At 60.0% G+C, this 24,852-nt stretch carries 22 protein-coding genes, 1 tRNA gene, 1 pseudogene and 1 riboswitch; of the genes and pseudogenes, 13 read left to right on the top strand and 11 right to left on the bottom strand.

Going from position 1 to position 24,852, the window contains the following annotated elements:
* Positions 1 to 22: 22 nt before the first annotated feature.
* Positions 23 to 223, top strand: a riboswitch (cobalamin riboswitch).
* A gap of 177 nt (positions 224 to 400) precedes the next feature.
* From B5F28_RS04315 to B5F28_RS04275, 9 genes are read left to right on the top strand one after another with little or no spacing between them, the layout of a single operon-like run.
* On the top strand, positions 401 to 1,768 hold the full coding sequence (locus B5F28_RS04315; protein WP_087293741.1) for a cobyrinic acid a,c-diamide synthase CobB: 1,368 nt from the start codon (positions 401 to 403) through the stop codon (positions 1,766 to 1,768).
* Positions 1,765 to 2,841, top strand: coding sequence for a nicotinate-nucleotide--dimethylbenzimidazole phosphoribosyltransferase (gene cobT, locus B5F28_RS04310; RefSeq protein WP_087293739.1), 1,077 nt, complete (start codon positions 1,765 to 1,767; stop codon positions 2,839 to 2,841). The genes B5F28_RS04315 and cobT overlap by 4 nt, the downstream gene beginning before the upstream one ends.
* Positions 2,829 to 3,371 (top strand): bifunctional adenosylcobinamide kinase/adenosylcobinamide-phosphate guanylyltransferase, encoded by a 543-nt coding sequence (locus tag B5F28_RS04305; protein WP_087293737.1) that lies wholly within the window; start codon positions 2,829 to 2,831, stop codon positions 3,369 to 3,371. Before cobT ends, B5F28_RS04305 begins: the two co-directional genes overlap by 13 nt.
* A complete protein-coding gene (locus tag B5F28_RS04300; RefSeq protein WP_087293735.1) occupies positions 3,358 to 4,134 on the top strand; it encodes an adenosylcobinamide-GDP ribazoletransferase in 777 nt (258 codons plus the stop codon). Before B5F28_RS04305 ends, B5F28_RS04300 begins: the two co-directional genes overlap by 14 nt.
* Positions 4,131 to 4,466, top strand: a complete 336-nt coding sequence (locus B5F28_RS04295) for a bifunctional adenosylcobinamide kinase/adenosylcobinamide-phosphate guanylyltransferase (protein ID WP_087293733.1) — start codon at positions 4,131 to 4,133, stop codon at positions 4,464 to 4,466. Before B5F28_RS04300 ends, B5F28_RS04295 begins: the two co-directional genes overlap by 4 nt.
* The gene (locus B5F28_RS04290; RefSeq protein WP_087293731.1) at positions 4,463 to 5,068 is read left to right on the top strand and encodes a histidine phosphatase family protein; all 606 of its coding nucleotides are present in this window, start codon (positions 4,463 to 4,465) and stop codon (positions 5,066 to 5,068) included. The genes B5F28_RS04295 and B5F28_RS04290 overlap by 4 nt, the downstream gene beginning before the upstream one ends.
* Entirely contained in the window at positions 5,065 to 6,030 is a 966-nt protein-coding gene (cbiB, locus tag B5F28_RS04285) for an adenosylcobinamide-phosphate synthase CbiB (protein WP_087293729.1), read from the top strand. Before B5F28_RS04290 ends, cbiB begins: the two co-directional genes overlap by 4 nt.
* Before the next feature lie 21 nt (positions 6,031 to 6,051).
* Positions 6,052 to 7,122, top strand: a complete 1,071-nt coding sequence (cobD, locus tag B5F28_RS04280) for a threonine-phosphate decarboxylase CobD (protein WP_087293727.1) — start codon at positions 6,052 to 6,054, stop codon at positions 7,120 to 7,122.
* Positions 7,115 to 8,611, top strand: coding sequence for a cobyric acid synthase (locus B5F28_RS04275; RefSeq protein WP_087293725.1), 1,497 nt, complete (start codon positions 7,115 to 7,117; stop codon positions 8,609 to 8,611). The genes cobD and B5F28_RS04275 overlap by 8 nt, the downstream gene beginning before the upstream one ends.
* Positions 8,612 to 8,703: 92 nt before the next feature.
* On the opposite strand, the gene B5F28_RS04270 is transcribed toward B5F28_RS04275, so the two are convergent.
* From B5F28_RS04270 to B5F28_RS04240, 7 genes are all read right to left on the bottom strand, one after another.
* Entirely contained in the window at positions 8,704 to 10,782 is a 2,079-nt protein-coding gene (locus B5F28_RS04270) for a glutamine synthetase III family protein (RefSeq protein ID WP_087293723.1), read from the bottom strand.
* Positions 10,783 to 10,830: 48 nt separating this feature from the next.
* Positions 10,831 to 11,832 carry an aspartate--ammonia ligase gene (gene asnA / locus B5F28_RS04265; RefSeq protein WP_087293721.1) on the bottom strand — a complete coding sequence of 334 codons (1,002 nt, stop codon included), beginning with the start codon at positions 11,830 to 11,832 and terminating at the stop codon, positions 10,831 to 10,833.
* Positions 11,833 to 11,866: 34 nt separating this feature from the next.
* Complete coding sequence (hisH, locus tag B5F28_RS04260; protein WP_087293719.1) at positions 11,867 to 12,520, bottom strand: imidazole glycerol phosphate synthase subunit HisH; 654 nt, start codon at positions 12,518 to 12,520, stop codon at positions 11,867 to 11,869.
* Entirely contained in the window at positions 12,508 to 13,287 is a 780-nt protein-coding gene (gene hisF / locus B5F28_RS04255) for an imidazole glycerol phosphate synthase subunit HisF (RefSeq protein WP_087293717.1), read from the bottom strand. The genes hisH and hisF overlap by 13 nt, the downstream gene beginning before the upstream one ends.
* Complete coding sequence (locus tag B5F28_RS04250) at positions 13,284 to 14,651, bottom strand: N-acetyl sugar amidotransferase (RefSeq protein WP_087293715.1); 1,368 nt, start codon at positions 14,649 to 14,651, stop codon at positions 13,284 to 13,286. The genes hisF and B5F28_RS04250 overlap by 4 nt, the downstream gene beginning before the upstream one ends.
* Before the next feature lie 137 nt (positions 14,652 to 14,788).
* The gene (locus B5F28_RS04245) at positions 14,789 to 15,358 is read right to left on the bottom strand and encodes an ANTAR domain-containing response regulator (protein WP_087293713.1); all 570 of its coding nucleotides are present in this window, start codon (positions 15,356 to 15,358) and stop codon (positions 14,789 to 14,791) included.
* Between the two features lie 31 nt (positions 15,359 to 15,389).
* Positions 15,390 to 16,697, bottom strand: a complete 1,308-nt coding sequence (locus B5F28_RS04240; RefSeq protein WP_206423047.1) for a glutamine synthetase family protein — start codon at positions 16,695 to 16,697, stop codon at positions 15,390 to 15,392.
* 361 nt (positions 16,698 to 17,058) lie between these two features.
* Here B5F28_RS04240 and B5F28_RS04235 point away from each other — a divergent pair, with 361 nt between their 5' ends.
* Genes B5F28_RS04235 through B5F28_RS04225 form a run of 3 tightly spaced genes read left to right on the top strand, consistent with a single transcriptional unit; the run spans position 17,059 to position 20,405 of the window.
* Positions 17,059 to 18,153 carry a class II glutamine amidotransferase gene (locus B5F28_RS04235; RefSeq protein WP_087293709.1) on the top strand — a complete coding sequence of 365 codons (1,095 nt, stop codon included), beginning with the start codon at positions 17,059 to 17,061 and terminating at the stop codon, positions 18,151 to 18,153.
* Complete coding sequence (locus tag B5F28_RS04230) at positions 18,153 to 19,661, top strand: glutamate synthase-related protein (protein ID WP_087293707.1); 1,509 nt, start codon at positions 18,153 to 18,155, stop codon at positions 19,659 to 19,661. The genes B5F28_RS04235 and B5F28_RS04230 overlap by 1 nt, the downstream gene beginning before the upstream one ends.
* Before the next feature lie 18 nt (positions 19,662 to 19,679).
* Complete coding sequence (locus tag B5F28_RS04225) at positions 19,680 to 20,405, top strand: GltB/FmdC/FwdC-like GXGXG domain-containing protein (RefSeq protein WP_087293705.1); 726 nt, start codon at positions 19,680 to 19,682, stop codon at positions 20,403 to 20,405.
* A 188-nt stretch (positions 20,406 to 20,593) separates the two neighbouring features.
* Here B5F28_RS04225 and B5F28_RS04220 read toward each other — a convergent pair whose 3' ends face one another.
* Positions 20,594 to 22,195, bottom strand: coding sequence for a CTP synthase (locus B5F28_RS04220; protein WP_087293999.1), 1,602 nt, complete (start codon positions 22,193 to 22,195; stop codon positions 20,594 to 20,596).
* A gap of 281 nt (positions 22,196 to 22,476) precedes the next feature.
* On the opposite strand from B5F28_RS04220, the gene B5F28_RS04215 reads away from it, so the two are divergent.
* Positions 22,477 to 22,563 (top strand) — tRNA-Leu (locus tag B5F28_RS04215).
* A gap of 118 nt (positions 22,564 to 22,681) precedes the next feature.
* On the opposite strand, the gene B5F28_RS04210 is transcribed toward B5F28_RS04215, so the two are convergent.
* The 3 genes and pseudogenes from B5F28_RS04210 to B5F28_RS04200 form a co-directional block, all read right to left on the bottom strand.
* Positions 22,682 to 23,887 carry a tyrosine-type recombinase/integrase gene (locus tag B5F28_RS04210; RefSeq protein ID WP_158097512.1) on the bottom strand — a complete coding sequence of 402 codons (1,206 nt, stop codon included), beginning with the start codon at positions 23,885 to 23,887 and terminating at the stop codon, positions 22,682 to 22,684.
* 90 nt (positions 23,888 to 23,977) lie between these two features.
* The gene (locus B5F28_RS04205) at positions 23,978 to 24,160 is read right to left on the bottom strand and encodes a helix-turn-helix domain-containing protein (protein WP_087293701.1); all 183 of its coding nucleotides are present in this window, start codon (positions 24,158 to 24,160) and stop codon (positions 23,978 to 23,980) included.
* Positions 24,161 to 24,174: 14 nt separating this feature from the next.
* Positions 24,175 to 24,852 (bottom strand): annotated as a pseudogene (locus tag B5F28_RS04200) (hypothetical protein); the annotation flags it as partial.

Here is a 24,852-nt window from a genome sequence, read left to right as displayed (position 1 = left end):
GCCGATTTTGTGGTATAGTGTATAGGTTAAATCGCCGCCGGGTGCCCGGGGCCGTGTAAGGCTGTCCGGGAGAATAGGGAAATGGGTGCAATGCCCATGCGGGACCGCCGCCGTAAAGGCTGAGCTCCGGCAGAAAAAGCCACTGGGAAGTTATTTCCCGGGAAGGCGCTGCCGGTGCGCGCAAGGCCTGAGCCGGAAGACCTGCCTGACGGACGAATCACTGCCAAAGGCAGGAACCCCCGCGCCGGACGGACCAAACGTGCGCAGGGCAAAGCACCGGCTGCTGGGCCGGTGTGGGTTGTACGTTTCCGGGCCTTTCTTCGCTTTGCTATCCGGCAAGGCGGGAGAGGCCTTTTTCTCTGTGCGGCGGCAAAGCCCGCTGTTTGGATAAGGAGGAGCAATGCTCGAAGTGATGATCGCCGCCCCGGCTTCCGGCAGCGGCAAAACTTCCGTCACCTGCGGCCTGCTGCAGGCGCTGAAAGACCGGGGCCTGGCCCCCGCGGCCTTCAAGTGCGGGCCGGATTACATCGACCCCATGTTCCACCGCTCGGTGCTGCAGGTACCCAGCCGCAACCTGGATGTATTTCTCGCCGGAGAAGAGCGGGTGCGCGGGCTCTACCGCCGCCACACGGCGGGCTGCGATGCTGCGGTATGCGAGGGCGTGATGGGCTTTTATGACGGCATGACCTTCGGCGGCGACAAGGCCAGCGCCTGGGACGTGGCCCGCCTGCTGGAACTTCCTGTGCTGCTGGTGCTGCATCCCTACGGCTCCAGCCTGACGCTGGCGGCTCAGGTGAAGGGAATGCTCTCCTTCCGGAAGGACAGCCGGATCAAAGGGCTGTTTTTGAACCGGTGCAGCGCCGGATTGTACGCCGCGCTTAAACCCATGCTGGAGGAGGAGATCGGCGTACCGGTGCTGGGCTATCTGCCCGAGCTGGAGCAGGCGTCCCTGACCAGCCGGCATCTGGGTCTGGTCACCGCCGGCGAGGTGGAGGATCTGGCCCAGCGGGTGCGGGCCATTGCAGCCTGCTTGGAAACCACAATGGACTGGCCCCGCTTTCTGGCAGTCTACCAGACCGGGCGGCAGTCGGGGCCCGCAATTGCGGAGCAGCCCTGTGCGGATGGCCCGATGATCGCCGTGGCCCGGGATGAGGCCTTCCAGTTCTATTATGAAGAGAGCCTGGACGCGTTGCGCCGGGCCGGAGTGCGGCTGCACTTTTTCAGCCCGCTGCATGATGAGAGCCTTCCGGCCGGTGCGGCGGGCCTGTATCTGGGCGGCGGCTATCCTGAACTGCACGCCAAGGCTCTCAGCGAGAACCGCCCCATGCGGCATGCCATTCGGGCGGCAGTTGAGCGAGGGATGCCCACTGTGGCGGAATGCGGCGGCTTTTTGTATCTGGGCCAGAGTCTGGAGGACGCAAACGGCGACGCCTGGCCCATGGCCGGGGTGCTGCCCGGCGCGGGCCATAAAACCGGCGGACTGGTGCGATTCGGCTACAACCGGCTGACCGCCCGCAGCGACAGCATGCTGCTGCGCACCGACGAAAGCACCAACGCCCACGAGTTCCATTGCTGGGACAGCACCGAGAACGGCGCGGCCCTGCAGGCGGAAAAGACCTCCGGCGGCAGGCAGTGGAGCTGCTGCTTTGCCACCCAGAGCCTGTACGCAGGCTTTCCGCACCTGTATCTTGCCGGAGACCTGCCGCTGGCCGAGCGTTTTGCGGCAGCGGCAAAGGAATATGCACAGCGAGAGGAGAAAGAGGCGTGACACTGGCACAGCTTTTAAAACAGATCGAGCCGAAAAACGAAGCGGCAGAGCAGGAAACCCGCCGCCGCTGGAACGCCTGTGCAAAGCCGCTGGGCAGTCTGGGCCTTCTGGAGGATGCATTGTGCCAGATCGCATCGGTCACCGGCTCAGCGGACATCGATCTGAACAAAAAAGCCCTGCTGATCTTCTGCGCGGACAACGGCGTGGTGGCCCAGGGGGTGACCCAGACCGGCAGCGAGGTAACGGCAATGGTGGCCCGCGGCTTTGCCGAGGGGACTACGCCCGCCTGCCGGATGGCCCGGCGGGCAAACTGTAAGCTGATTCCGGTGGATATGGGCATCAAGGATTTTACCCCGCAGACCGGTGTGCTGGACCGGCGGGTGGCCAACGGCACCGGCGATATTTCTAAAGGGCCGGCCATGACCCGTGCGCAGGCCGAGCAGGCCATTCTGGCCGGCGCGCTTTTGGTACAGGACTGCAAGCAGCAGGGCGTGGGCCTTCTGGCCACCGGAGAAATGGGCATCGGCAACACCACCACCGCCAGCGCGGTGGCCAGCGTGCTGCTGGGCTGTGAGCCGGAAGCCATCACCGGCCGGGGCGCGGGCCTTTCCGATGAAGGACTTGCCCGCAAAAAGGAAGCCATTCGCCGGGCGATTCAAATCAACCGACCAGACCCGGAAGACCCGCTGGATGTGCTGGCCAAGCTGGGCGGCTTTGACATCGCAGGCATGTGCGGCGCATTTCTGGGCGGCGCGGCCTTTGGGGTGCCGGTGCTTATGGATGGTGTGATCAGCGCGGCGGCGGCTCTGCTGGCGGTGCGCCTCTGCCCGGATGCGGGCAAGGCAATTCTGGCCAGCCATGTATCGGCGGAGCCTGCGGGTGCGCTGCTGCTGAATGCGCTGGACAAGCATCCCCTGATTACCGCCGGGCTTCGCCTGGGCGAGGGCACCGGAGCGCTGGCGGCCATGCCGCTGCTGGATATGGCCCAGGCGGTGTACGAGGAATCCAACACCTTTGAAAATTACGGCATGGAGGCCTACCAGCCCCAGGGAGGCGAGCCATGTTTACCCTGATCGTGGGTGGTGCGGCCAGCGGCAAAAGCGAATACGCCGAGCGATTGGCGGTGGCGGCTCCGGCGGCCCGCCGGTTTTACATTGCCACCATGCAGCCCTGGGGTGAGGAGACCCGTCAGCGCATTGCCCGGCACCGGGCCATGCGGGCGGGCAAAGGCTTTGAGACGGTGGAGTGTCCGCTGAATCTGGCGGGCCTGCAGCTGCCGGAAAAAGGCACCGTGCTGCTGGAATGCCTGAGCAATCTGGCGGCCAACGAACGATATGATCCCGCGGGTGCGGGTGAGGATGCCTTCTGCTCCATTTTGGACGGGGTGGACAAGCTCCTCAGCCAGTGCAGCGATTTGATTCTTGTGAGCAACGAGGTATTCAGCGGCGGCAGCGAATACGAGGGCGATACGCTGGAATACCTGCGGCTGCTGGCCCGGCTCAACCGGGAGCTGGCCGCCTGGGCGGACAATGTGTGCGAAGTACAATGCGGCATTGCCCGGTATTATAAAGGAAAGGAGCCCTATCTGCATGATCGTGCTTGAGACCATCGCGGTGGCCTTTGCCATGTTTTCCGCCATCCCGGTGCCTCAGCCGGTGTGGGGGCCGCGCAATATGCGGTATGCGCTGTGCGCGCTGCCCCTGATCGGGGTGGTGATTGGGCTGGCGCAGGCACTGTGGCTGATTGCAGCTAATTGGCTATGCATGCCGGAAATGCTGCGGGGCGCGGGACTCTGTTTGATTCCCATTTTGCTCACCGGGGGCATCCATCTGGACGGCTACGCCGACACCAGCGACGCGCTGGCCAGCTGCGCGCCGCCGGAGAAAAAGCAGGAGATTTTAAAGGACCCCCGCTGCGGTGCCTTTGCAGTAATTCGGTTGGGCGTCTGGTTCGTGGCCAGCTTCGCCCTGTGTACTGCGGTGCGGCTGGACAGTCCGGCCCTTGTCTGCTTTGGGATGAGCTTTGTGCTCAGCCGGGCGTTGTCCGGCTGGGCGGTGGCCATCTTCCCGCTGGCCAAAAACACCGGCCTTGCCCACACCTTCGCCACCTCGGCGGACCGGGCGGCGGTGCGCCGGGTGCTGCTGGTGCTGGCGATCCTGCTGGCGATTTGTATGTGCGCGGTGGGCCGGGCCGAGGGCGCGGCCATGGCGGCAGCGGCCTTTCTGGTGCTGCTCTACTACCGCCGCATGAGTGACAAACAGTTCGGCGGCTTGTCCGGCGATCTGGCGGGTTGGTTCTTGCAGACTGCGGAACTTTGGATGCTGGCTGCCCTTGTGGCGGTGCAGCTGTTGGAGGCAGCGTTATGATTTTTATCACAGGCCCGCTGTTTGCGGGCAAACGGGACTTTGCCTGCCGCATTCTAGGCTGTAAAGCGGAAGAGCTTGCCAGACATGCGGTGTGGGATGTACAGGAGTTGGCCGGGCAGCAGACCCCGGAGGAGCTGGCGGAACAGCTCGCAGCCTGGCCGGTGGTCATCGCCACCGAGGTGGGCGGCGGCGTGGTGCCGGTGGATGCAAAGCAACGGGCCGACCGGGAAGCGGCTGGCCGTCTGGCCTGCCTGCTGGCCCAGCGGGCGGATACCGTGGTGCGGGTCTTCTGCGGCCTGCCCATCTTATTAAAAGGAGAATTGCCGGAATGAATATCTATCTGCTTCGTCACGGCGAAACGGAATACAACAAACAAAAACGCTACCAGGGCACGCTGGATATCCCCCTGAGCGCCGAGGGCCTTGCCCGGCTGCAAAAAGCGCCGATTTCACCCAAGGCGGTATATGTTTCCCCCCTGATTCGCGCCCGCCGCACCGCCGAGATCCTTTTCCCGGAGGCTCAGCTGGTGGAGGTGGAGGACCTGAAGGAGATGTGCTTCGGCGTGTTTCAGGGCCGCAACTACATCGAGATGGAAAAGGACCCGGACTATCTTGCCTGGGTGGGGGAGGACTGCACCGGCCGCTGCCCCGGCGGCGAGACCAAGGCGGAGTTCACTCAGCGCACCTGCGAGGCCTTCTGTCGCCTGCTGGAGGATGCTTTAGCAGCCGGGGAGAAGGAGCTGGTGATTCTGGCTCATGGCGGTACTCAGATGGCATTGATGGAGCAGTACGGCCTGCCCAAAAAGGATTATTACAGCTGGTGCGGCCCCAACGGCGGTGGCTATCTGGTGACCACCGATGCCGAGTGTTGGCACAAGGACCACACGCTGGAATACCAGTGCACGGTGTGCTATGAAAGAGGCGGGCAGGTATGACGATCTTACTGGCTGTTTTGCTGGGCTTTTGTGTCGACCTGATTCTGGGCGACCCCCGCTGGATGCCCCACCCGGTGGTGTACATGGGCAAGGCCATTACCCGGCTGGAACGGCTGCTGCGCCGCCTTCTGCCGGATACACCTCGCGCTCTGTTCTGGGGCGGTGTGGTGCTGGCGGTAGTGCTGCCGCTGGGAACGCTTGCTTTCAGTGCAGGTGTTATCTGGCTGGCAGGCCGGATTCATCCCGCGCTGGGCTTTGCGGTGCAGGTGCTCTGGTGCTGGCAGGCGCTGGCGGTGAAGGACCTACGGGTGGAGACCATGCATGTGTACGAACCGCTCTGTAAAGGTGATCTGCTTGTCGCCCGAAAAGCGGTTAGCCGTGTGGTGGGGCGGGACACCCAGTCCCTCACCAGTGAAGGCGTGACCAAGGCCGCGGTGGAAACCATCGCGGAAAACTTCTCGGACGGCGTCATTGCCCCCATGCTCTATCTGCTTATTGGCGGCGCGCCCCTGGGATTGGCCTACAAGGCCATCAACACCATGGACAGCATGGTGGGCTATAAAAACGACAAGTATCTGTACTTCGGCCGGGCCGCAGCCAAACTGGACGACGCGGCCGGATACATCCCCGCCCGGCTGTCCGCCCTGTTCTGGATCGCCGCAGCCTTTTTCACCGGCGGCAACGCGGCAAACGCCTGGCGCATCTGGCGTCGGGATCGGCGCAAGCATGCCAGCCCGAACGCGGCCCAGCCGGAATCCGCCTGTGCGGGTGCGCTGGGGGTTCAGCTGGCCGGCCCGGCCTGGTACTTTGGCAAGCTGCACGAAAAGCCCACGCTGGGCGACGCGCTGCGCCCGGTGGAGGTGGAGGACATCCCCCGCACCAACCGGATGATGCTGGCCGCCAGCCTGTTGGGTCTGGCGGTGCTGGCGGCGGTGCGCTGGGCGGTGCTGCTGGCTTTATAAGAAAAAGGAGAATCAACTGCAATGCAGCAAAAACTGACCCATGGCGGAGACTGGGCGGGCTTTGAGGCCGAGTATGGCCGCGCGCCGCTGGATTTTTCCGCCAATGTGAGCCCTTTGGGAGTGCCCTGGGCGGTACGGCGGGCTGTGGCAAAGGCAGCCCGGCAGGCAGCCCGTTACCCGGACCCCCTCTGCCGCCGGCTCACCGAGGCGCTGGCCCGGCACGAGAGTGTGAAGCAGGAGCAGATCCTGTGCGGCAACGGCGCGGCGGACCTGATCTTCCGGGTGGTGCTGGCGAAAAAGCCCCGCACGGCTCTTGTCACCGCGCCCACCTTCGCGGAATACGGCCAGGCGCTGGAAACGGTGGACTGCCAAGTGCGGCATCACATGCTCACCGAAGAAACCGGCTTTGCTGTCACGCCTGCCATTCTGGAGCAAATCACCCCGGAACTGGATATGCTGTTTCTGTGTGAGCCCAATAACCCCACCGGAGCGCTCACCGAGCCGGATCTGCTGCGAAAGATTCTGGAGCGGTGTGCGGCCTGCGGTACTCTGCTGGTGGTGGACGAGTGCTTCAACGACTGGCTGGATGACTCCGCCGCCCACACCCTGAAGGGGGAGCTGGGCCGCTTTCCCAATCTGCTGATTTTAAAGGCATTCACCAAGCTGTATGCCATGGCAGGTCTGCGCTTGGGGTACTGCCTGTGCGGGGACGAAGCCCTGCTGAAGGCCATGGCCCGCTGCGGCCAGCCCTGGGCGGTGTCCGGCCCGGCGCAGGAGGCGGGGCTTGCGGCCCTGGGCCAGCACAGGTATGTGGCCCGGCTGCGGGCGGTCATTCAAGCAGAGCGCCCCTGGCTGACGGGTCAGCTGGCCGCTCTTGGCCTGCGGGTGCTGCCGGGCAGTGCCAATTATCTGCTTTTGTACAGCGAAACGGAGCTGGCATCCCCGCTGCGAACGCTGGGCGTGCTGATTCGGGACTGCTCCAATTATCCCGGCCTTGACAAGGGCTGGTACCGGGTGGCGGTGCGCACCCGGCGGGAAAACCGGCAGCTGATCGCTGCCCTCAGAAAGGTGTGTGGCTGCGAGAATGGCTAAGGCAAAATGTATTATGATTCAGGGGACCATGAGCGGGGCGGGCAAGAGCCTGCTCTGCACCGCACTGTGCCGTATTTTTGCGCAGGACGGCTGGCGGGTAGCCCCCTTCAAAAGCCAGAACATGGCACTGAACAGCTGCATCACCGCCGACGGCCTGGAAATGGGCCGCGCCCAGGCGGTGCAGGCGCAGGCGGCCGGGTGCGAGCCGGATGTGCGGATGAATCCCATCCTGCTCAAGCCCAGCAGCGATACCGGCAGTCAGGTGATCGTGAACGGCGAGGTCTGGGGTGATTACTCGGCGGCGGATTACTTCAAAAACAAAACCCAGCTGGTTCCCCATGTGCTGAAGGCCTACAACAGTCTGGCAGAGGAGAATGACATTCTGGTCATTGAGGGCGCGGGCAGCCCGGCGGAGATCAATCTGCGGGAAAACGACATCGTGAACATGGGCCTGGCCGAGCTGGTGGATGCACCGGTGCTGCTGGCGGGCGATATCGACCGGGGCGGCGTGTTTGCCCAGCTGTACGGCACGGTGGCGCTGCTGAAGGAAGAGGAGCGCAAGCGGGTTAAGGGCCTTATCATCAATAAATTCCGGGGCGATGTGGGCATTCTGCGTCCCGGCCTTACCCAGCTGGAGGAGCTTACCGGCTTGCCGGTGGTGGGTGTGATTCCCTATACCCGGGTGGACATCGACGATGAGGACAGTCTGGCTCCCCGGCTGAACGCCCACGAGGCTCACCGGCCGGTGGATGTGGCGGTGATCCGGCTGCCGCACATCTCCAATTTCACCGACTTTTCCCCGCTGGAAAGCCATCCCGCACTGGGTGTGCGCTATGTGGAGCAGGCCGCCGGTCTGGGTGCGCCGGATCTGATTATCCTGCCCGGTACCAAGAGCACCATGGCGGATCTTGGCTGGATGCGGCAGAACGGCCTGGAGGCGGCGGTGCGAAAGCTGGCGGCAACCGGAACCCCGGTGCTGGGGGTCTGCGGCGGCTATCAGATGCTGGGCCAGACCCTGCGGGACCCGGAGAGCGTAGAGCAGGCGGGCGAGATGCGCGGCATGGGCCTGTTGCCCTGCGAGACGGAATTCACCCCCAGCAAGGCACGCATCCGCACGACGGCAAAGGTGATGGCCGGTCCCTTTGCCGGGGCGTCGATTCAGGGCTATGAGATCCACATGGGCCGTACGAAGCGGATGGCGGGTCAGCCTCTGTGCCTGCTGGAAAACGGTCAGGAGGAAGGTGCAGCACAGGGCAATGTGTTTGGCACCTATCTGCATGGCCTGTTTGACGAGGGCTCGCTCACCGAGGCGCTGGCTGCCTGGCTGCTGGCCCGTAAGGGCATTGCCCGGGAAAACTTCCGGCCCCAGAGCCACTGGGATTACCAGCAAAGCCAGTATGATCTGTTGGCGGATGCGGTGCGCGCCAGTCTGGACCTGGACGCAGTTTACCGGACCATGGGGTTAGAAAATCCCAATTTGACTCAATAACACAAAATGCGCAGAGCGCGCGGCATTGCCGAAACGGCAAACCGCGCGCTCTGCGCATTTTTATAGGGGAGAAAACAAAAAATTAGAAGAAATCAAACATAGAACAGCATGTCGCTGTAGGTGGGCAGCGGCCAGACGGAACGGTCCACCAGCTGCTCCAGACGGTCAGCCGGGGTGCGTACCGCATCCATTGCGGGAATCAGCGTCTGGGCACACCAGCTTGCAGCACCGGCAACATCCTCGGCCATCGGGTCGGCCAGATGGCCTTCCAGCTGGTCGGCAGCCTGGATGAGCTGACCGGTGAGGGAGGAAATGTGGCGGGCCAGTGTTTCCTCCTGGGGAACCTCAATGCCCAGCTGCTTTTTGGTGCTCACACCCTGGGCCAGGCCGGTGGCATAGGTCACGCAGGCGGGCAAGATGCGGCAGCGCACCAGATCCAGCAGGGTCAATGCCTCAATGCGGATGGCCTTAGCGTACTCATCCAGCAGGATGTCCTGACGGGACTGGATCTCATCCCGGGTGTAGACGCCATGCCGGGCGAACAGCTCCACATTCTTCGAGTCGGTGTAGTGAACCAGCGCCTCAGGGGTGGTGCGGAAGTTGGAAAGCCCGCGGCGCGCGGCCTCAGCCTCCCATTCCTGGCTGTAGCCGTTGCCGTTGAACAGGATGCGCTGATGAGCGGTGAGCTCGCTGCGGACCAGCTCCAGCAGAGCACGGGGAAGATCGTCGGCCTGCTCCAGTACATCGGCAAACTGCCGCAGCGATTCCGCCACAGCGGTGTTCAGCATCACGTTGGTGCAGGCGATGTTGAAGGAGGAGCCGGGCATGCGGAACTCGAACTTGTTGCCGGTGAAGGCGAAGGGACTGGTGCGGTTGCGGTCCGAGGTATCCTTGGGCAGATTGGGCAGCACCACAGCGCCGGTGTCCAGCACGGTGGGAGCGTTGGGCTGGCAGGGCTTGCCCGCCACCAGGCAGTCAATTACGGCCTGCAGCTCGTCGCCCACATACATGGAAACGATGGCCGGGGGTGCTTCGTTGGCGCCCAAGCGATGGTCGTTGCCCGCGCTGGCCACGCTGATGCGCAGCAGGTCCTGATAATCGTCCACCGCTTTGATCACAGCGGTCAGGAACAGCAGGAACTGGGTGTTCTCGGCGGGTGTGGTGCCGGGGTCCAGCAGATTTTCGCCCCCGTCGGTGGAAAGCGACCAGTTGTTGTGCTTGCCGCTGCCGTTCACACCCTCAAAGGGCTTTTCGTGCAGCAGGCAGGCAAAGCCGTGACGGTCGGCAACCTTCTTCATCACCTCCATGGTCAGCTGGTTGGCGTCGGTGGAGATGTTGGCGGTGGCGAAGATGGGAGCCATCTCATGCTGGCAGGGGGCCACCTCGTTGTGTTCGGTCTTGGCCAGGATACCCAGTTTCCACAGCTCCTCATCCAGGTCGGCCATGAAGGCCTTGACCCGGGGCCGCAGGGAACCGAAGTAGTGATCCTCCAGCTCCTGGCCCTTGGGGGCGGGAGCGCCAACCAGGGTGCGGCCGGTCAGAATCAGATCGGGGCGTCGGGCGTAATCTTCCTTGTTGATCAGGAAATACTCCTGCTCAGGTCCGATGGTGGCGTTTACCCGCTGCACGTCCTTGCCGAACAGAGCCAGCACACGAACCGCCTGCTTGCTGATGGCATCCATGCTGCGCAGCAGGGGAGTCTTCTTGTCCAGCACCTGGCCGTTGTAGCTGCAGAAGGCAGTGGGGATGCACAGGGTGTCATCCTTGATAAAGGCGTAGCTGGTGGGGTCCCAGGCGGTATAGCCGCGGGCCTCGAAGGTAGCACGCAGCCCGCCGGAGGGGAAGCTGGAGGCATCCGGCTCGCCTTTGACCAGCTCCTTGCCGGAGAAATCCATGATCACGCTGCCGTCGCCGCAGGGATTGATGAAGCTGTCGTGCTTTTCGGCGGTGATGCCGGTCATGGGCTGGAACCAGTGGGTGAAATGAGTCGCGCCCTTGCTTACGGCCCAGTCCTTCATGCAGGCGGCCACCACATCGGCCACACTGGGGTCCAGGGGAGCGCCCCGCTGGATGGTGTTTTTCAAAGAACGGTAAACTTCCTTGGGCAGGCGGGCTTTCATGACTTTGTCGTTGAATACCATACTGCCGAACAATTCAGGTACATGATTCATATATGTCACAGCTCCTTTTCAAATTCAGATCAAAATGTGCGGATACGCTTACAGCAGGGGGATTCCGGCAGCCTCGCACTGCTCCCGCATGGCCTTGGGCCACAGGCTGGCCTGTACTTCACCGATGTGAGCCTTGCCCAGCAGCAGCATGCACAGGCGGCTCTGGCCGATGCCGCCGCCCATGGTCAGGGGCAGAGTGCCGCCCAGCACGCCCTTGTGGAAGGGCAGCTCCAGCCGCTCGGGGCAGCCAGCCGCCTTGCACTGACGCTCCATGGCTTCGGCGTCCACCCGGATGCCCATGCTGGAAACCTCCAGCGCACAGCCCAGAACGTCGTCCCAGAACAGCAGGTCGCCGTTCAGGCTCCAGTCGTCGTAATCAGGGGCGCGGCCGTCGTGGGGCTTGCCGCTGGCCAGAGGTGCGCCGATCTGTATGATAAAGGTGGTAGGGTGCTGCTCCACATAAGCGTTCTCCCGCTGACGGGGCGTCAGGTCGGGCCACATATCCTCCAGCTGCTGGGTGGTCACAAAGCTCACATGCTCGGAAAGATTTACGCACAGCTGAGGATAGGCTTTCTTGACCTCCTCCAGTGTGGCGCAGACGGCGCTCACGATGGAACGCACGGTGTTCTTCAGGTATTCCTCGGTACGGGTCTCTCGGGTGATGACCTTTTCCCAGTCCCACTGATCCACATACACCGAGTGCAGTTCATCCAGCTCCTCGTCCCGGCGGATGGCGTTCATATCCGCATACAGACCGGTGTCCGGTGCGAAGCCGAAGCGGCCCAGTGCCTGGCGTTTCCACTTGGCCAGGCTGTGTACTACCTGAGCATCCTTTTCCAGTTCGGGAATGGCGGGAATGTCAAAGGAGACCGGACGCTCCACGCCGTTCAGATCATCGTTCAGTCCGGTGGTGGGGTCCACGAACAGGGGAGCGGTGGCCCGGGTCAGCCGGAGCTGGCGGGTCAGGTGTGCGGGAAAGCACTGCTTGATCATGCCGATGGCACTCTGGGTCTCGTAAAGGCTCAGAGCAGGTCGATAGGTCTGTTTCATAATAAATTCCCTCCTTAAAAGTTACCCTCTATCTTCACGCCGGGCAATTGCCCAGGAACGTGCGCAGAATGGCAAGTCCCACCTCGCCGCTTTTTTCCGGGTGAAACTGTACCCCGGTAATATTGCCGCGCTGAACGGCGGCGCAGATGCGGTGCCCACCATACAGCGTATCTGCCAGCCGGTCGGCCTGGCGGGCGGGCATCGCCCGGTAGCCGTGTACAAAGTACACCTGGCTCTTTGCTGGGATGGCTTCCAGAGTGCTGCCCGAAAAGCCCTCCCGCTGCTGGGCGGGATAAAGCGGTGCCCAGCCGATGTGCGGAACCCGCAGCGGCTGCCCCTGGGTGGAGTGTGCAGGAATGGCCTGCACCGTGCCCGGTAAAAGACCCAGGCCGGGAGTAATCCCGCCTTCGCTGCTGGAATCAAACAAAAACTGCATTCCCAGGCAGATACCCAGCAGAGGAACGCCCTGCCTTGCTCTGGTGCAGACCGCCCGGGCCAGGCCGCTTTCCCGCAGCAGTGTCATGCCGTCTGCAAAGGCGCCCACGCCGGGCAGCACCAACGCGGTGGCCTCGGTAACCTGTTCAGGGGTGGAGGCGTATTCCACTGTCGCGCCGCAGTATTCCAGGGCGCGCTGCACGCTCAAAAGATTACTGCGCCCGTAATCCACAATGGTCACTATTGGATGCATGGTCTCACCTCCACACCGTTTCCCGCCAGTTCCTTTTTCAGCTGGGGGATTGTGGCTTGTTTGTAATGCAGCAGGCTGCCCATTGCCACGGCTCCTGCGCCCAGGCGGGCGGCCTGCATCAGATCACCGGAATTGCTTGCGCCGCCTGCCGCGATCACCGGGATGGTTACCTCACTGCACACCGCCTGGATCAGTTCCTGGTCCAGGCCGCGGCGTACGCCTTCCCGGTCCACACCGGTGAGAAGAATTTCACCCGCGCCCAGCTGCTGGGCTTCGCGGGCCCATTCCAGAACATCCCGCCCGGAGTGCTCCCGGCCGTTGTCGTAATAGGCCTCCCAACCGGCGGCGGGATTCAGCGGGTCCCGGCGCTTGGCCTGAATGCTCAGCACCATGCACTGGCTGCCAAAGGCCCGGGCCACCTCGCTGATCAGCTGGGGACGGAGCAGGGCGGCGGTGTTGATGGCCGCCTTGTCTGCACCGGCCTTCAGTACGGTGCCTACATCCTCCACGCTGCGCAGGCCGCCCCCGGCGGTGATGGGGATGAACACATCCCGGGTGACCTGCTCCAGAATGCCGCTCAGGTTGTTGCGGCCGTACAGGCTGGCCACCGTGTCCAGATAGAGCAGCTCATCGATGCCCTGCCGGTAATAGTCCAGCGCAAAGTCGTGGGGATCGCCCAGCTTGCGCAGGCCCTCATACTGGATGCCCTTCACCAGATACCGGTCTTTTACGTCCAGCCGGGCGATGAGCCGAAGTGCCGCGCTCATTTGGCACCGCCTTTTTCCGGTGCGCCGAAGCCGCACAGGCTCGGCCCCTCAAAGGGAGTGTGCCGCAGGCTCCAGACGCCGTTCTCGTACTGCCACAGATGGGGCGAGCGGAACCGGTCCGCCAGATGCATAAAGTAGTCCAGATCCATTGTGGGCTGCTCGAAGCAGTCGGCTGCTTTGCCGAAGTGCTCCTTGTCGATGGAGATGTAACGGAAGAACTCATCGGCGAATCGGCTGGGGAATTCGCCGTCGTATTTCTTGCACAGCAGCACTGCCTCATCCCGGTCGATCTCGTTGTTGCGGATCTCCTGAGCTGCATCGTAGGTGCAGCGGCCGATGCCGTATTTGATGTAGGTGGTGTAGTAGAAGAAGTCATCTACCTTGTCGTCGATGGAGTTGTATTTGGAGTAGGTACCGGCGGTGCGCTCCGGGCTGGGCATGAACCCGCCGTGCTCCACGCTGTAGTAGTATGCACCCTGAGGATGCCATTTTTCGTAATAGCCCATGTAGTGCACCTGAATGTGGTTTTTTTCCAGATCACTGGTCTCGCAGGGCAGGTAGATGGCCAGGTCCGCCTTATCCACACCAAAATCCTCCTCCAGCTGGCGCAGCGAAACGCCGCCCAGATAGATGTGATCGAAGTCGTTGGTGGCAAAGAAGTGTTCGTCCCGCAGGGCGCTGTCGTTATCCGCGATGGGGTTGCCGAACTCGGCCTCATTCTCGCCGTAGAACACCAGAGGAATGCCAAACTTCGCGGCCATCTTGGGTGCCAGCTGCTTCTGGCCCAGAATGAAGGGCTGGAAGGGATGGAACAGATTCTCGGTGGCCAGGCGGGTGAGCAGCCGGTGGGTCAGGCCGTTGGGGGTGCACAGGTAGTTGTCAAACCCGGCATGAATCCAGGCCTCGAAGTTCTTCCAGCCCCAGTCGGTGTAGATGTGAGGCGCCCAGGTTACGGTGAGCGGATGCATGCCGTATTTGTACTTCAGAAGGTGGGCGGCGTAAAAGCTGTCCTTGCCGCCGCTGCCTGGTACCAGGCAGTCGTAGCTGCCGTCATTTTTGCGGTATTTGTCGCACAGCTCTCGTAGCTGACGCTCCCGGTCGGCCCAGTCAATTTTGCCTTCCTTGTTGTGGCAGGCGTGGCAGGCATCGCAGACGCCGTCCTCCTGGATAACCATAGTCTTCTTTTTGGAATGAATGGTGTGCTCAAACTCGTAGCAGCTGTTGGGCTTCTGGTTGCTCATCACACACTCACGGCAGAACTGCACGTTTTTGGGCAGACCGTAAAATGCTTTGCGCTGCTCCGGTGCGAGATCAGGTGCGTAGTCTTCGTAATGAATCGGCATATGCCGGGGAAGTTTCTGCATAAAAATGTCCCTCACTTTGTATGGTTTAAAAGCAAAGGCGCCTGCACAAAGCCCGGGGAGAAATCTCCTCAAGCATTCATGCAGGCGCCTTTGCCTGTTTGGCGTATTTATTATCAATTGTGAAATGGAAAAAGCAGTTATAAAAGGCCTTCGTCTTCCAGTCTTCGCATGATTTCCAGTGCGGCCTCCCGGCTGGAGATGCGGCCGTCCATGGCCTCTTTTTCGATTAAACGGTGGGCCTGTTCTTCGGTCAGCCCCCGGCAAAGCGCCAGCGCACATTTGGCCTGGCTGATGATCCGGGCTTCGTCCAGCCGCTTGGTCAGGCGGCGGTTTTGCGCGGTGAGCTTCTGCAGCCGCTGGCGGCCGGTTCGGATCAGCCGCAGCGCAAAAGCGGTTTGCTGGCGGGAAAGGGGTTTGGCAAGCACGAAGACTCCGTATTTTTCCAGCCCGGCGGCCAGCTTGTCGGCCTGGGGTCCGGGGCAGAGGAGAATGGCATCCATACCGGCATCCGCCGCCTGTACGGCCAGCTCCCGGCCGAATTCATCGGGGAGCGGCGCGTTGATCACCAGGGTTTCGAAGGAGCCGCCGCACATGGCTCGTCGGGCTTCCCCGGCGTTGGCGCAGCACTGTGCAGGCTGACCGGCGGCAAAAAATGCCCGCAGCGTTTCGTGGTATTGCTTGTCGCTTGCGATCAGAACACCCGGCATCCCCGTTCACCTCACTTTTCGAAACCAATGGTCAGATCCGTTCAAAGTACTGGCGGATCTCATATTCATAGGGTTTGCTTTCTGCGGCGTAAGCATCCGCCTCCCGCTGCTTGTGGCCCAGATAATCCACCAGCAGTTTTTCCGGCAGAACCTGCTTTAAGAACTCGCTTTCCCGGGCCAGAGCCAGCGCTTCGTCCAGGCTGGCGGGCAGCGGGGTAAGTCCGGCAGGCCGGGCAAATGCGTCATAGTCCGCAGCGGCGGGCAGGCTTAGTCCTTCCTGTACACCCTCAAACCCGGCAGCCAGCAGCAATGCGGTTACATAATAGGGATTGCAGGAGGGGTCCGGACTGCGCAGTTCCATGCGGCAGTCGGGTCCGCTGGCAGCAGGCACACGCACCAGAGAAGAACGGTTCTGGCAGGACCAGCTTACCACACCCGGCGCTTCGCAGCGGCCCAGCCGTTCATAGGAGCCGGGCAGCGGGTCAGCAAAAACGGTGATCTCGGGAATGCGCCGCAGAATACCTGCCAGGAAAGCGGCAGCAGTGGGGTGCGGGTCGGTGCGGAAATTCTCAAACAGATTCACGCCGTTCTGGAAGATGGAAAGATTGATGTGCAGCCCGCTGCCGCTCTCGTCCTGCAACGGTTTTGGCAGGAAGGAGGCGAACAAGCCGTTCTGGGCGGCAATGGCTTTTACTGCGGCCCGCATGGTCATCAGGTCATCTGCCGCGTGCAGGGGAGAAGCGCACCGGAAATCGATCTCGTTCTGGCCGGGGCCTTGTTCGTGATGGCTTCGCTCGGGCTGGATGCCCATCTCCTCCAGCGTCAGGCAGATTTCCCGCCGAACGTTTTCGCCCCGGTCCATGGGAGCGATGTCGAAGTAGCCCGCCCGGTCGAAAGGCTCCAGGGTGGGGCGGCCCTTTTCATCGGTTTCAAACAGATAAAACTCACATTCCGGACCCAGCAAAAACCGGTATCCGGCTTGTGCCGCCTTTTGCTCCATGGTCTGCAGCAAATGCCGCCCGTCGCCCTCGAAGGGGCGGCCGTCCGGATATTTGATGTTGCAGAAGAACCGGCCCACGCAGCCCTCACTGGGCCGCCAGGGAAGAATGGCGAAGGTGTCCAGATCCGGAGCGAGGAACAGGTCCGACTCCGCAACGTTGGCAAAGCCCGCAATGGCGGAAGCGTCAAAGGAGATGCCGCTTTCCACCGCGTGAGGCAGCTGGCTGGCCATAATGGCAATGTTCTTCTGTACGCCGAACATATCGCAGAAGGCCAGGCGAATGAACTTGATGTCGTTTTCTTCTATGAACTGCATAAGCTGCGAAAGGGTGTGGCTCATGGACAATTCCTCCTTGAATGCCGGGAATAAAAAAGGACAAAGGCGCCGCAAATCCGTGGGGGATCGCAGCGCCTTTGCTGTGCCAATAGCTGCATTATAGCCCCCAAACGGCGCCGCGTCAAGGGGGCAAGCGACTGCAAAAAGCAATTTTTTGTCTTTGCACAAAAGTTGCACGCATTTGCCCAGAGTGCTTTGTCGGAACTGCGGGAAAGTGTTAAAAGAGTAAAAAAACACTTGACTTTTGCTTTAATGCGGTGCTATGATAACGCATACGAACAAAGGCGTTCGCATCGATGCAAAGGCACCGGTGCGGGCGCCTTTTTGTTTTCCGCGCGGTGCGCGGTGAAAAAGGAGGAGGACCATGTTAAAGGAAGGCCAGGTGCGCATCCCGTCCGGATGTGCCATCAGCGGAGTATTTGCCAGGGACGGTCAGCCCATCAGCGGTGAGGTGATCCGCCGGTCCATCGCGGTGATGCACGAGCGCAGCAACGGGTTGGGCGGCGGTTTTGCCGGTTACGGCATCTACCCGCAATACAAAAATCATTATGCACTGCATGTGTTTTATGATGATATGACCGCCCGGGAGGAGTGCGAACGGTTTCTGGATCGCCATTTCGATGTGATCAATCTTTCTAAAATTCCCACCCGGCCCACCCCCAAGATCAAGGATGCGCCGCTGATCTGGCGATATTTTGTGCAGCCGCTGCCCCACAAGCTGGCGGACAGCCATCTGGACGAAAAGGAATATGTCGCCCGCTGTGTGATTCGCATCAACGACCAGCTCAAGAGCTGCTATGTGTTTTCCTGCGGCAAGAATATGGGCGTGTTCAAGGCAGTGGGCTACCCGGAGGATGTGGCGGATTTCTACCGCCTGGAGGAATATGAGGGCTATTCCTGGACCGCTCATGGCCGGTATCCCACCAATACACCGGGCTGGTGGGGCGGTGCGCACCCCTTTGCACTGCTGGATCTGTCGGTGGTCCACAATGGTGAGATTTCTTCCTACGATGCAAACCGTCGTGCGGTGGAGATGTACGGCTATCGCTGCAATTTGCTCACCGACACCGAGGTCATTACCTATACATTAGATTATCTGCTGCGCCATCAGGGCCTCACATTGGAGGAGGCTGCCCAGGTGGTGGCGGCTCCCTTCTGGAGTGAGCTGGCTGCCATGCCTCAGCCGGAGCAGAAGCAGCGCCGTTTCCTGCGCCAGATGTACAGTGATCTGCTGATCACCGGCCCGTTCTCTATTCTGGTGGGCTTCGAGGGCGGCATGATGGCCCTGAATGACCGGCTCAAGCTGCGCAGTCTGGTGGTGGCCGAGCGGGGCGACCGGGTATACTTTGCCAGTGAAGAGGCCGCCATCCGGGCGGTTGAACCGGAGCTGGACCGTATCTGGGCGCCAAATGGCGGCGAACCGGTGATCGTGCGGCTGAAGGAGGAGGAACGGAAATAATGAAGATACAATGGGATACGCCCCGCTTTGCGGTTCTGCGGGATCGGGAGCTGTGCGTGAACTGCCGCATCTGCGAGCAGCAATGCGCCTTTGGTGTGCATAAAAAGGACGAAAAAACAGGCCGGATGCAGGCAAATGCCACCCTGTGCGTGGATTGCCAGCGCTGTGTGGCCTGCTGCCCCACCGGGGCGCTGGCAATCCGCCCGGCGGAAAATACCTTCCGGCCCCATGCGGGTTGGAGCCAGGACTCCCGGCAGGAAATCTACCGCCAGGCGGCCACCGGCGGTGTGCTGCTGTCCAGCATGGGCAGCGGGCAGGAGGAGGTGCCCTGCTATTGGGATAAACTGCTTTTGAACGCCTCTCAGGTGACCAATCCGCCCATCGACCCCCTGCGGGAACCCATGGAAACCGAGGTCTATCTGGGCCGTCGCCCAGATAAGGTCCACCGTGGGCCGGACGGCAAGTTGGATACCACCCTGCCGCCGCATCTGGAATTGAAGACCCCCATCCTGTTTGCGGCCATGAGCTACGGAGCAATCAGCTACAATGTGCATGCGGCCCTCAGCCGGGCGGCCCAAGCGCTGGGCACCTATTACAATACCGGTGAGGGCGGCCTGCATCGGGATCTGTATCCATATGGAGCCAATACCATCGTGCAGGTTGCTTCCGGCCGGTTCGGCGTGCACCGGGAATACCTGATGGCGGGCGCGGCCATCGAGATCAAGATTGGTCAGGGCGCAAAGCCCGGCATCGGCGGACATCTGACCGGCGCCAAAATCGTGGGCGATGTGGCCCGCACCCGCATGGTGCCCGAAGGCATGGATGCCATCAGTCCCGCGCCCCATCATGATATTTATTCCATTGAGGACCTGCGCCAGCTGGTGGCCTCGCTGAAGGAAGCCACCGGCTACACCAAGCCGGTGATCGTGAAGGTGGCGGCGGTGCACAACATCGCGGCCATCGCCTCGGGCATCGCCCGCAGCGGCGCGGACGCCATTGCCATCGACGGCTTCCGGGGCGGTACGGGTGCAGCTCCTGCCCGTATCCGGGACAATGTGGGCATTCCCATCGAGCTGGCCCTGGCTGCGGTGGACGAGCGGCTGCGCCAGGAGCAGATCCGCCGCCGTATTTCCGTCATTGCCTCCGGCTCCATCCGCAACTCGGCAGATGTGGTCAAGGCCATTGCCCTTGGTGCGGACGCGGTGTCCATCGGCACAGCTGCCCTGTGCGCGCTGGGCTGCCATCTGTGCGCCTCCTGCCATACCGGCCTGTGCAACTGGGGCATTGCAACCCAGCGCCCGGACCTGGCTGCCCGTCTGGACCCGGACGAGGGCGCACGGCGTCTGGTAAACCTGGTGAACGCCTGGACCCGTGAAATCCGCGAGATGATGGGCGGCATGGGCATCAACTCCATCGAGGCGCTGTGCGGCAACCGGTTGGCGCTGCGTGGAATTGGGCTTACCCAGAAGGAGCTGGATATCCTGGGCGTGAAGCACGCCGGGGAATGAGAGAGGGGAGAAACATAAATGAAAATCGATGCCACGGGAATGGAATACGAGGAGCTGGGCCGCTGCCTGCGCTCCTGTACTGATTCCCATGTTCAGATTCACAACTGCTGCGGCCAGCGGTATATTGCCAGCGGCATGCAGGGCCGTGAGCTGGAAATCTGGGGGACACCGGGCAATGCGCTGGGTGCTTATCTGGACGGCGGCAGCATCCGGGTCCACGGCAATGCTCAGGACGCGGTGGGCGATACCATGAATGCGGGCACTATCTGGGTAGAAGGCCGTGCGGGTGATGCTGCGGGCTATGCCATGCGAGGCGGTGCGCTGATGATCCGGGGCGATGTGGGCTACCGGGCGGGCGTTCATATGAAGGCCTTCGGCGACTCCTGCGCCAACATCGTGATCGGCGGCACGGCGGGCAGCTTCCTGGGCGAGTACCAAGCAGGTGGTGTGATCGTGGTGTTGGGCCTGGGAGCACCGGAGGGCCAGCCGGTGGTGGGCGGCTTCTGTGGCCGCGGCATGTACGGCGGCCGGATCTATCTGAGAAGTGCGATACCGCCCCGGGATCTGACCGAAAAGATCCTCTGCCGTCGGGCACAGCAGGCAGACAAGGAGGCCATCCGGCCCCTGCTGGAGCAGTTCTGCACCGCCTTTGATGAAGATCTGGACTCTTTGCTGAATAGCCCCTTCTGGGTGCTGGAGCCCAATCCGGAAAACCAGTACAAAGCCCTTTACGCACCCATGTGACCATGAGATAAAACAAAACACCCTGTTTGCGGAATCGTAGAAAATACGATGCTGCGAACGGGGTGTTTTTTCGTCGAGCAAAAGTTGCTCGCTTCGGTCTGCTGGGTTGGCCTGTAAAAGGAAAGCGCGCCTTCCATCTGCACAATGCGGACGGAAGGCACGCTTTTGTTGAAATGGTGAGAAAGTGCTCAGCCCTTCAGGCAGGCGCGGATCAGCTCACGGAACAGGGGATGAGCGTGGTTGGGGCGACTCTTGAACTCCGGATGATACTGCACCGCCACAAAGAAGGGATGCTCCGGCAGCTCCATGGCCTCCACCAGACGGCCATCCGGCGAGGTACCGGTGAAGCGTACGCCCGCCTCTTCCAGCACCGGGCGGAAAGCGTTGCTTACTTCGTAGCGATGGCGGTGGCGCTCATGAATCAGTTCAGCGCCGCTGTAAATATCACGCATCCGGCTGCCCACTGCCAGCGCGCAGGGATACGCACCCAGACGCATGGTGCCGCCCTTGGGCAGCTCGCCGGTCTGATCCGGCATCAGGTCGATCACGCACTGGTCGTTCTCCGGGGTGAATTCCCGGCTGTTGGCCCGGGTCAGACCGGCCATATTCCGGGCTGCTTCGATTACGGCGATCTGCATGCCCAGGCAGATGCCCAGATAGGGCAGGGAGTGCTCCCGGGCGTAGCGCGCCGCCAGAATCATACCCTCGATGCCGCGCTGGCCGAAGCCGCCGGGCACCAGAATGCCGTCCACGCCGGCCAGCTGCTCGTTCAGATTTGCTTCGCTCAGCTGCTCCGCATCCACCCAGCGGATGCTTACTGCCGCGCTGTTCTCATAGCCGCCGTGGCGCAGCGCCTCCACAACCGAGAGATAAGCGTCGTGCAGCTCCACATACTTGCCCACCATGGCAATGGTCACCGAACGGTTCAGCCCGTTGATGCGGGTGCACATCTGCCGCCACTCGGTCAGATCCGGCTCCGGCGCGGCAAAGCCGAACCGGCGGCAGACCAGCTCGTCCAGCCGTGCGCCGTGCAGCATCAGCGGCACATCGTACAGGCTGGGCAGGGTGCGGTTTTCGATCACACAGTCCTGCTCCACGTTGCAGAAGGCGGCGATCTTCTGCAAAATGCCGTCCTCCAGAGGCTCGTCACAGCGGGCGATGATCACATCTGGCATGATGCCCATACTCTGCAGCTCATGCACCGAATGCTGGGCGGGTTTGGTTTTGTGCTCGCCGGAGCATTTCAGATAGGGAACCAGCACCACGTGCAGGAACAGGCAGTTTTCCCGGCCGACCTCCCGGCTGATCTGCCGGATGGCCTCCAGAAACGGCTGGCTCTCAATATCGCCGATGGTACCGCCGATCTCGGTGATGACCACATCTGCCTTGGTGTATTCGCCCAGGCCGTAAACAAATTCCTTGATCTCGTTGGTTACGTGAGGAATGATCTGCACCGTGTGGCCCAGATATTCACCAGCCCGCTCCTTGTGCAGTACGTTCCAGTAGACCCGGCCGCTGGTCAGGTTGGAGAGCTTGTTCAGATCCTCGTCGATGAAGCGCTCGTAGTGGCCCAGGTCCAGGTCGGTCTCCACACCGTCCTCGGTCACGAATACCTCACCGTGCTGGTAAGGGCTCATGGTGCCCGGGTCCACGTTCACATAAGGGTCCAGCTTCTGGGCAGCCACCTTCAGGCCGCGCTGCTTGAGCAGCCGTCCCAGGCTGGCCGCGCTGATGCCCTTGCCCAGGCCGGAAACCACGCCACCGGTCACAAAAATATGCTTGCTTGCCATAATCCCAATATCCCCCTTGAAGATGGTGTCTTTCATAACGCAATAATAGAAAGAAAAGGCGCCCATCCCGTGAAAGCGGATACTACCGCCTTGGGATGGACGCCTTTGTCCTAACATTTTATATATTATACGCATCCGCAAAGGGAATGTCAATTCCAAAGGTAGCAAAACCGCCGGGAAAAATATTTTCAAAAAATTTGAAAACAGGTGTTGACATTCTCTGAATCCGTGCTATAATAAAACACGTCGCTGAGGTGAACGGCCGAAGCGAGAGAGAATATGCGGATGTGGCGGAATTGGCAGACGCGCTAGATTCAGGTTCTAGTGGTAGCGATACCGTGGGGGTTCAAGTCCCTTCATCCGCACCAGTTAAAACCCCTGTAAACTCAATGGTTTACAGGGGTTTTGCTATATATTCCTATTATGGAATTCCCCTGATGTGAAGGTTTTTTCTACCGCTTTTCTACCATCTTCTACCCTGATTCCTTATATTGCGCGGGAAGCTGGGAAGTAGATAATCTTTTCTACCGGTGCTTCTACCGGTGTTTGAGGCGGTGGATCATTCAGACTGTTTAATAATCCCCCCATGCTGCCAGCCATTTCTTTCTTGGTTTGATTGCTCACATGTGCGTAGATGTTCATGGTTGTGTGAATATCACAGTGCCCCAGGAACTCAGAAACGCACTTCATATTATAGCCATCTGCTAGAAGTTTTGTGGCTGCTGAGTGTCGAAGATCGTGAAACCGAATCGGGGGAAGATCGTTGTCTGCTAAAAGTTTCTTGAAGTTGCTGCTGATTGCTTCAACGGAGAAAACTCTTCCATCTGCCTGTCGGCATACAAAGTCGGATGGGTGATAATGAGCGCCTAAACTTTGCTGCTGCTGTTGCTGCCTATTATAGAGGTTCTGCAAGTATTGCTTAATCTCTGAACTCATAGGAAGCACACGGCAGCTTTTCTTTGTTTTGGTGCGCTCTTTGTAGACGGTGCCGCCTTTGCTGATAACGGCAGTTTTGGAAATGAGTATAGTTTCCTTTTCAAAATCGACCTGTGACCATGTAAGCCCGGCAACCTCGCTTCTTCTCAGGCCATAGGTGCAGGCTAAAATAATCTCAGTTTCAATTTTGCTTTTCCGTGCTGCCTGGAAGAGCTGGGCAATCTGCTTTTCATCGTAGAAGTTCGGAATAAACTTCTTGCTCCCCCGAAGGATCACATCATGGGCGGGGTTATAGGGTATAATGTGATTCTTTCGGGCCTCTTCTAAAGCACAGGAAATATTGCTTAAATGCTTTTTGACGGTAACAGGGCTGAGGGTTTTCAGCTTATAATTACAATATGCCTGAATATGGGCGGTCTGAATCTTTCTCAGCTCTATGGGGTGTTCCAGGAAATAGGGTTGAAGGTGAGCACGGAAAATAATCTCATAATTGGAATAGGTGTTAATCTCCAAATGAAGTTTGGCGTGCTCCAGCCACTGCTCTAGAACATCAACAAACGGTTCGTTTGGGCTAAATAAAAGATTGGCCCTCTCATACTCGTTTAGAATCTTTCGCATCTCTTCGGTGGCCCTTGCCTTGTTTCCTTTTACCGGCAATCCTGTGGCAATCCATTTTTGTTTGCGGTTTCCGTCCGTGTCTCTCAGTTGAAGTACCACATAATAATAATCGTTTTTCTTCTGCAATCTGCCTGTCATATACAGCATCCTTTCCAATTACTGCGGCAGGTCTGCTTGCAGAAGAACCGGGTACAGATAAAGTATAACACCCCTATAATGAACATGCTATTACTTTTTCATCTGCTGGTTAATAAAGTCCGTTAGGTTGGACTTTGGAATCATATACTCTCTCCCGATCTTGAAGCTTTGAATTTGCCCGGTTTTGAGTAGGTCATAAATGGCCCCTTTGTTTTTGGGAAAAATCTGCTGCAAATCTTTGGTGGTCAGAATCTCAGGATAGCTTTCAAACATATATAAAACACTCCTTAAAATGCCTGGGCTAAATCGGTTTGTTCAGATGAAATGAGACGGGGTTCCCTATTATATTGGTTCTTGAATGGGAGAGGATAACGGGCAGGATCAAGGGTTATAAAGCCATGCAGGTATTCTTCTATTGTATATTCATGGACGCTGCCATCCTTATGATAATCCTTGACGGTGTGGATTCTGCGCAACAAAGCGTTCCAGGTTTCTTTGTCACTCGTCTGCACATTGGGGTATTGCTCATATAATGGAATGTTGCTTATAATATAAACGGTAGTAAAACAGGCCACCTTGTTTGCATAGCGGCATCGCAAATCAATCGGATAACCGTCCAAAATATTGAGCATTTCAGAAATCTTTAATTGACTTCGGAACTCGTCCAGCACCAGAACCTCTTGACCAGCATAGGAATCGAAGGGGTGTTCATAATCAGTCACACGATACACAGCTTCATATCCGTTTTCTTCCATGACAGTTCTTGTTTTTCCTGTGCCGGTGGCTCCTGATATATAAATGACTTGAAGATGGCGGAAGGTGTTCTTATATTGTTCTCTGCGAATTGTTGCACGAGCACGGTCTATATCAGTTAGTCGGGTCATAAACATGGGGCAGCGTTCCAGAATCTCATAGTTGGAAAGACCGTCTTTCACATAGTCGTAGAGCAGCGCCAAGTCACTTCG

Source organism: Gemmiger sp. An194, assembly GCF_002160145.1.
GTDB lineage: Bacteria > Bacillota > Clostridia > Oscillospirales > Ruminococcaceae > Allofournierella.
This window is presented reverse-complemented; position numbering and strand designations above follow the sequence as displayed.

Bases quoted from the DNA above. Each gene is read 5' to 3' on its own strand.
- B5F28_RS04315 (WP_087293741.1), top strand. From the start codon at position 401: ATGCTCGAAGTGATGATCGCCGCCCCGGCTTCCGGCAGCGGCAAAACT.
- B5F28_RS04305 (WP_087293737.1), top strand. From the start codon at position 2,829: ATGTTTACCCTGATCGTGGGTGGTGCGGCCAGCGGCAAAAGCGAATAC.
- B5F28_RS04300 (WP_087293735.1), top strand. From the start codon at position 3,358: ATGATCGTGCTTGAGACCATCGCGGTGGCCTTTGCCATGTTTTCCGCC.
- B5F28_RS04295 (WP_087293733.1), top strand. From the start codon at position 4,131: ATGATTTTTATCACAGGCCCGCTGTTTGCGGGCAAACGGGACTTTGCC.
- B5F28_RS04290 (WP_087293731.1), top strand. From the start codon at position 4,463: ATGAATATCTATCTGCTTCGTCACGGCGAAACGGAATACAACAAACAA.
- cbiB (WP_087293729.1), top strand. From the start codon at position 5,065: ATGACGATCTTACTGGCTGTTTTGCTGGGCTTTTGTGTCGACCTGATT.
- cobD (WP_087293727.1), top strand. From the start codon at position 6,052: ATGCAGCAAAAACTGACCCATGGCGGAGACTGGGCGGGCTTTGAGGCC.
- B5F28_RS04275 (WP_087293725.1), top strand. From the start codon at position 7,115: ATGGCTAAGGCAAAATGTATTATGATTCAGGGGACCATGAGCGGGGCG.
- B5F28_RS04270 (WP_087293723.1), bottom strand. From the start codon at position 10,782: ATGAATCATGTACCTGAATTGTTCGGCAGTATGGTATTCAACGACAAA.
- asnA (WP_087293721.1), bottom strand. From the start codon at position 11,832: ATGAAACAGACCTATCGACCTGCTCTGAGCCTTTACGAGACCCAGAGT.
- hisH (WP_087293719.1), bottom strand. From the start codon at position 12,520: ATGCATCCAATAGTGACCATTGTGGATTACGGGCGCAGTAATCTTTTG.
- hisF (WP_087293717.1), bottom strand. From the start codon at position 13,287: ATGAGCGCGGCACTTCGGCTCATCGCCCGGCTGGACGTAAAAGACCGG.
- B5F28_RS04250 (WP_087293715.1), bottom strand. From the start codon at position 14,651: ATGCAGAAACTTCCCCGGCATATGCCGATTCATTACGAAGACTACGCA.
- B5F28_RS04245 (WP_087293713.1), bottom strand. From the start codon at position 15,358: ATGCCGGGTGTTCTGATCGCAAGCGACAAGCAATACCACGAAACGCTG.
- B5F28_RS04240 (WP_206423047.1), bottom strand. From the start codon at position 16,697: ATGAGCCACACCCTTTCGCAGCTTATGCAGTTCATAGAAGAAAACGAC.
- B5F28_RS04235 (WP_087293709.1), top strand. From the start codon at position 17,059: ATGTTAAAGGAAGGCCAGGTGCGCATCCCGTCCGGATGTGCCATCAGC.
- B5F28_RS04230 (WP_087293707.1), top strand. From the start codon at position 18,153: ATGAAGATACAATGGGATACGCCCCGCTTTGCGGTTCTGCGGGATCGG.
- B5F28_RS04225 (WP_087293705.1), top strand. From the start codon at position 19,680: ATGAAAATCGATGCCACGGGAATGGAATACGAGGAGCTGGGCCGCTGC.
- B5F28_RS04220 (WP_087293999.1), bottom strand. From the start codon at position 22,195: ATGGCAAGCAAGCATATTTTTGTGACCGGTGGCGTGGTTTCCGGCCTG.
- B5F28_RS04210 (WP_158097512.1), bottom strand. From the start codon at position 23,887: ATGACAGGCAGATTGCAGAAGAAAAACGATTATTATTATGTGGTACTT.
- B5F28_RS04205 (WP_087293701.1), bottom strand. From the start codon at position 24,160: ATGTTTGAAAGCTATCCTGAGATTCTGACCACCAAAGATTTGCAGCAG.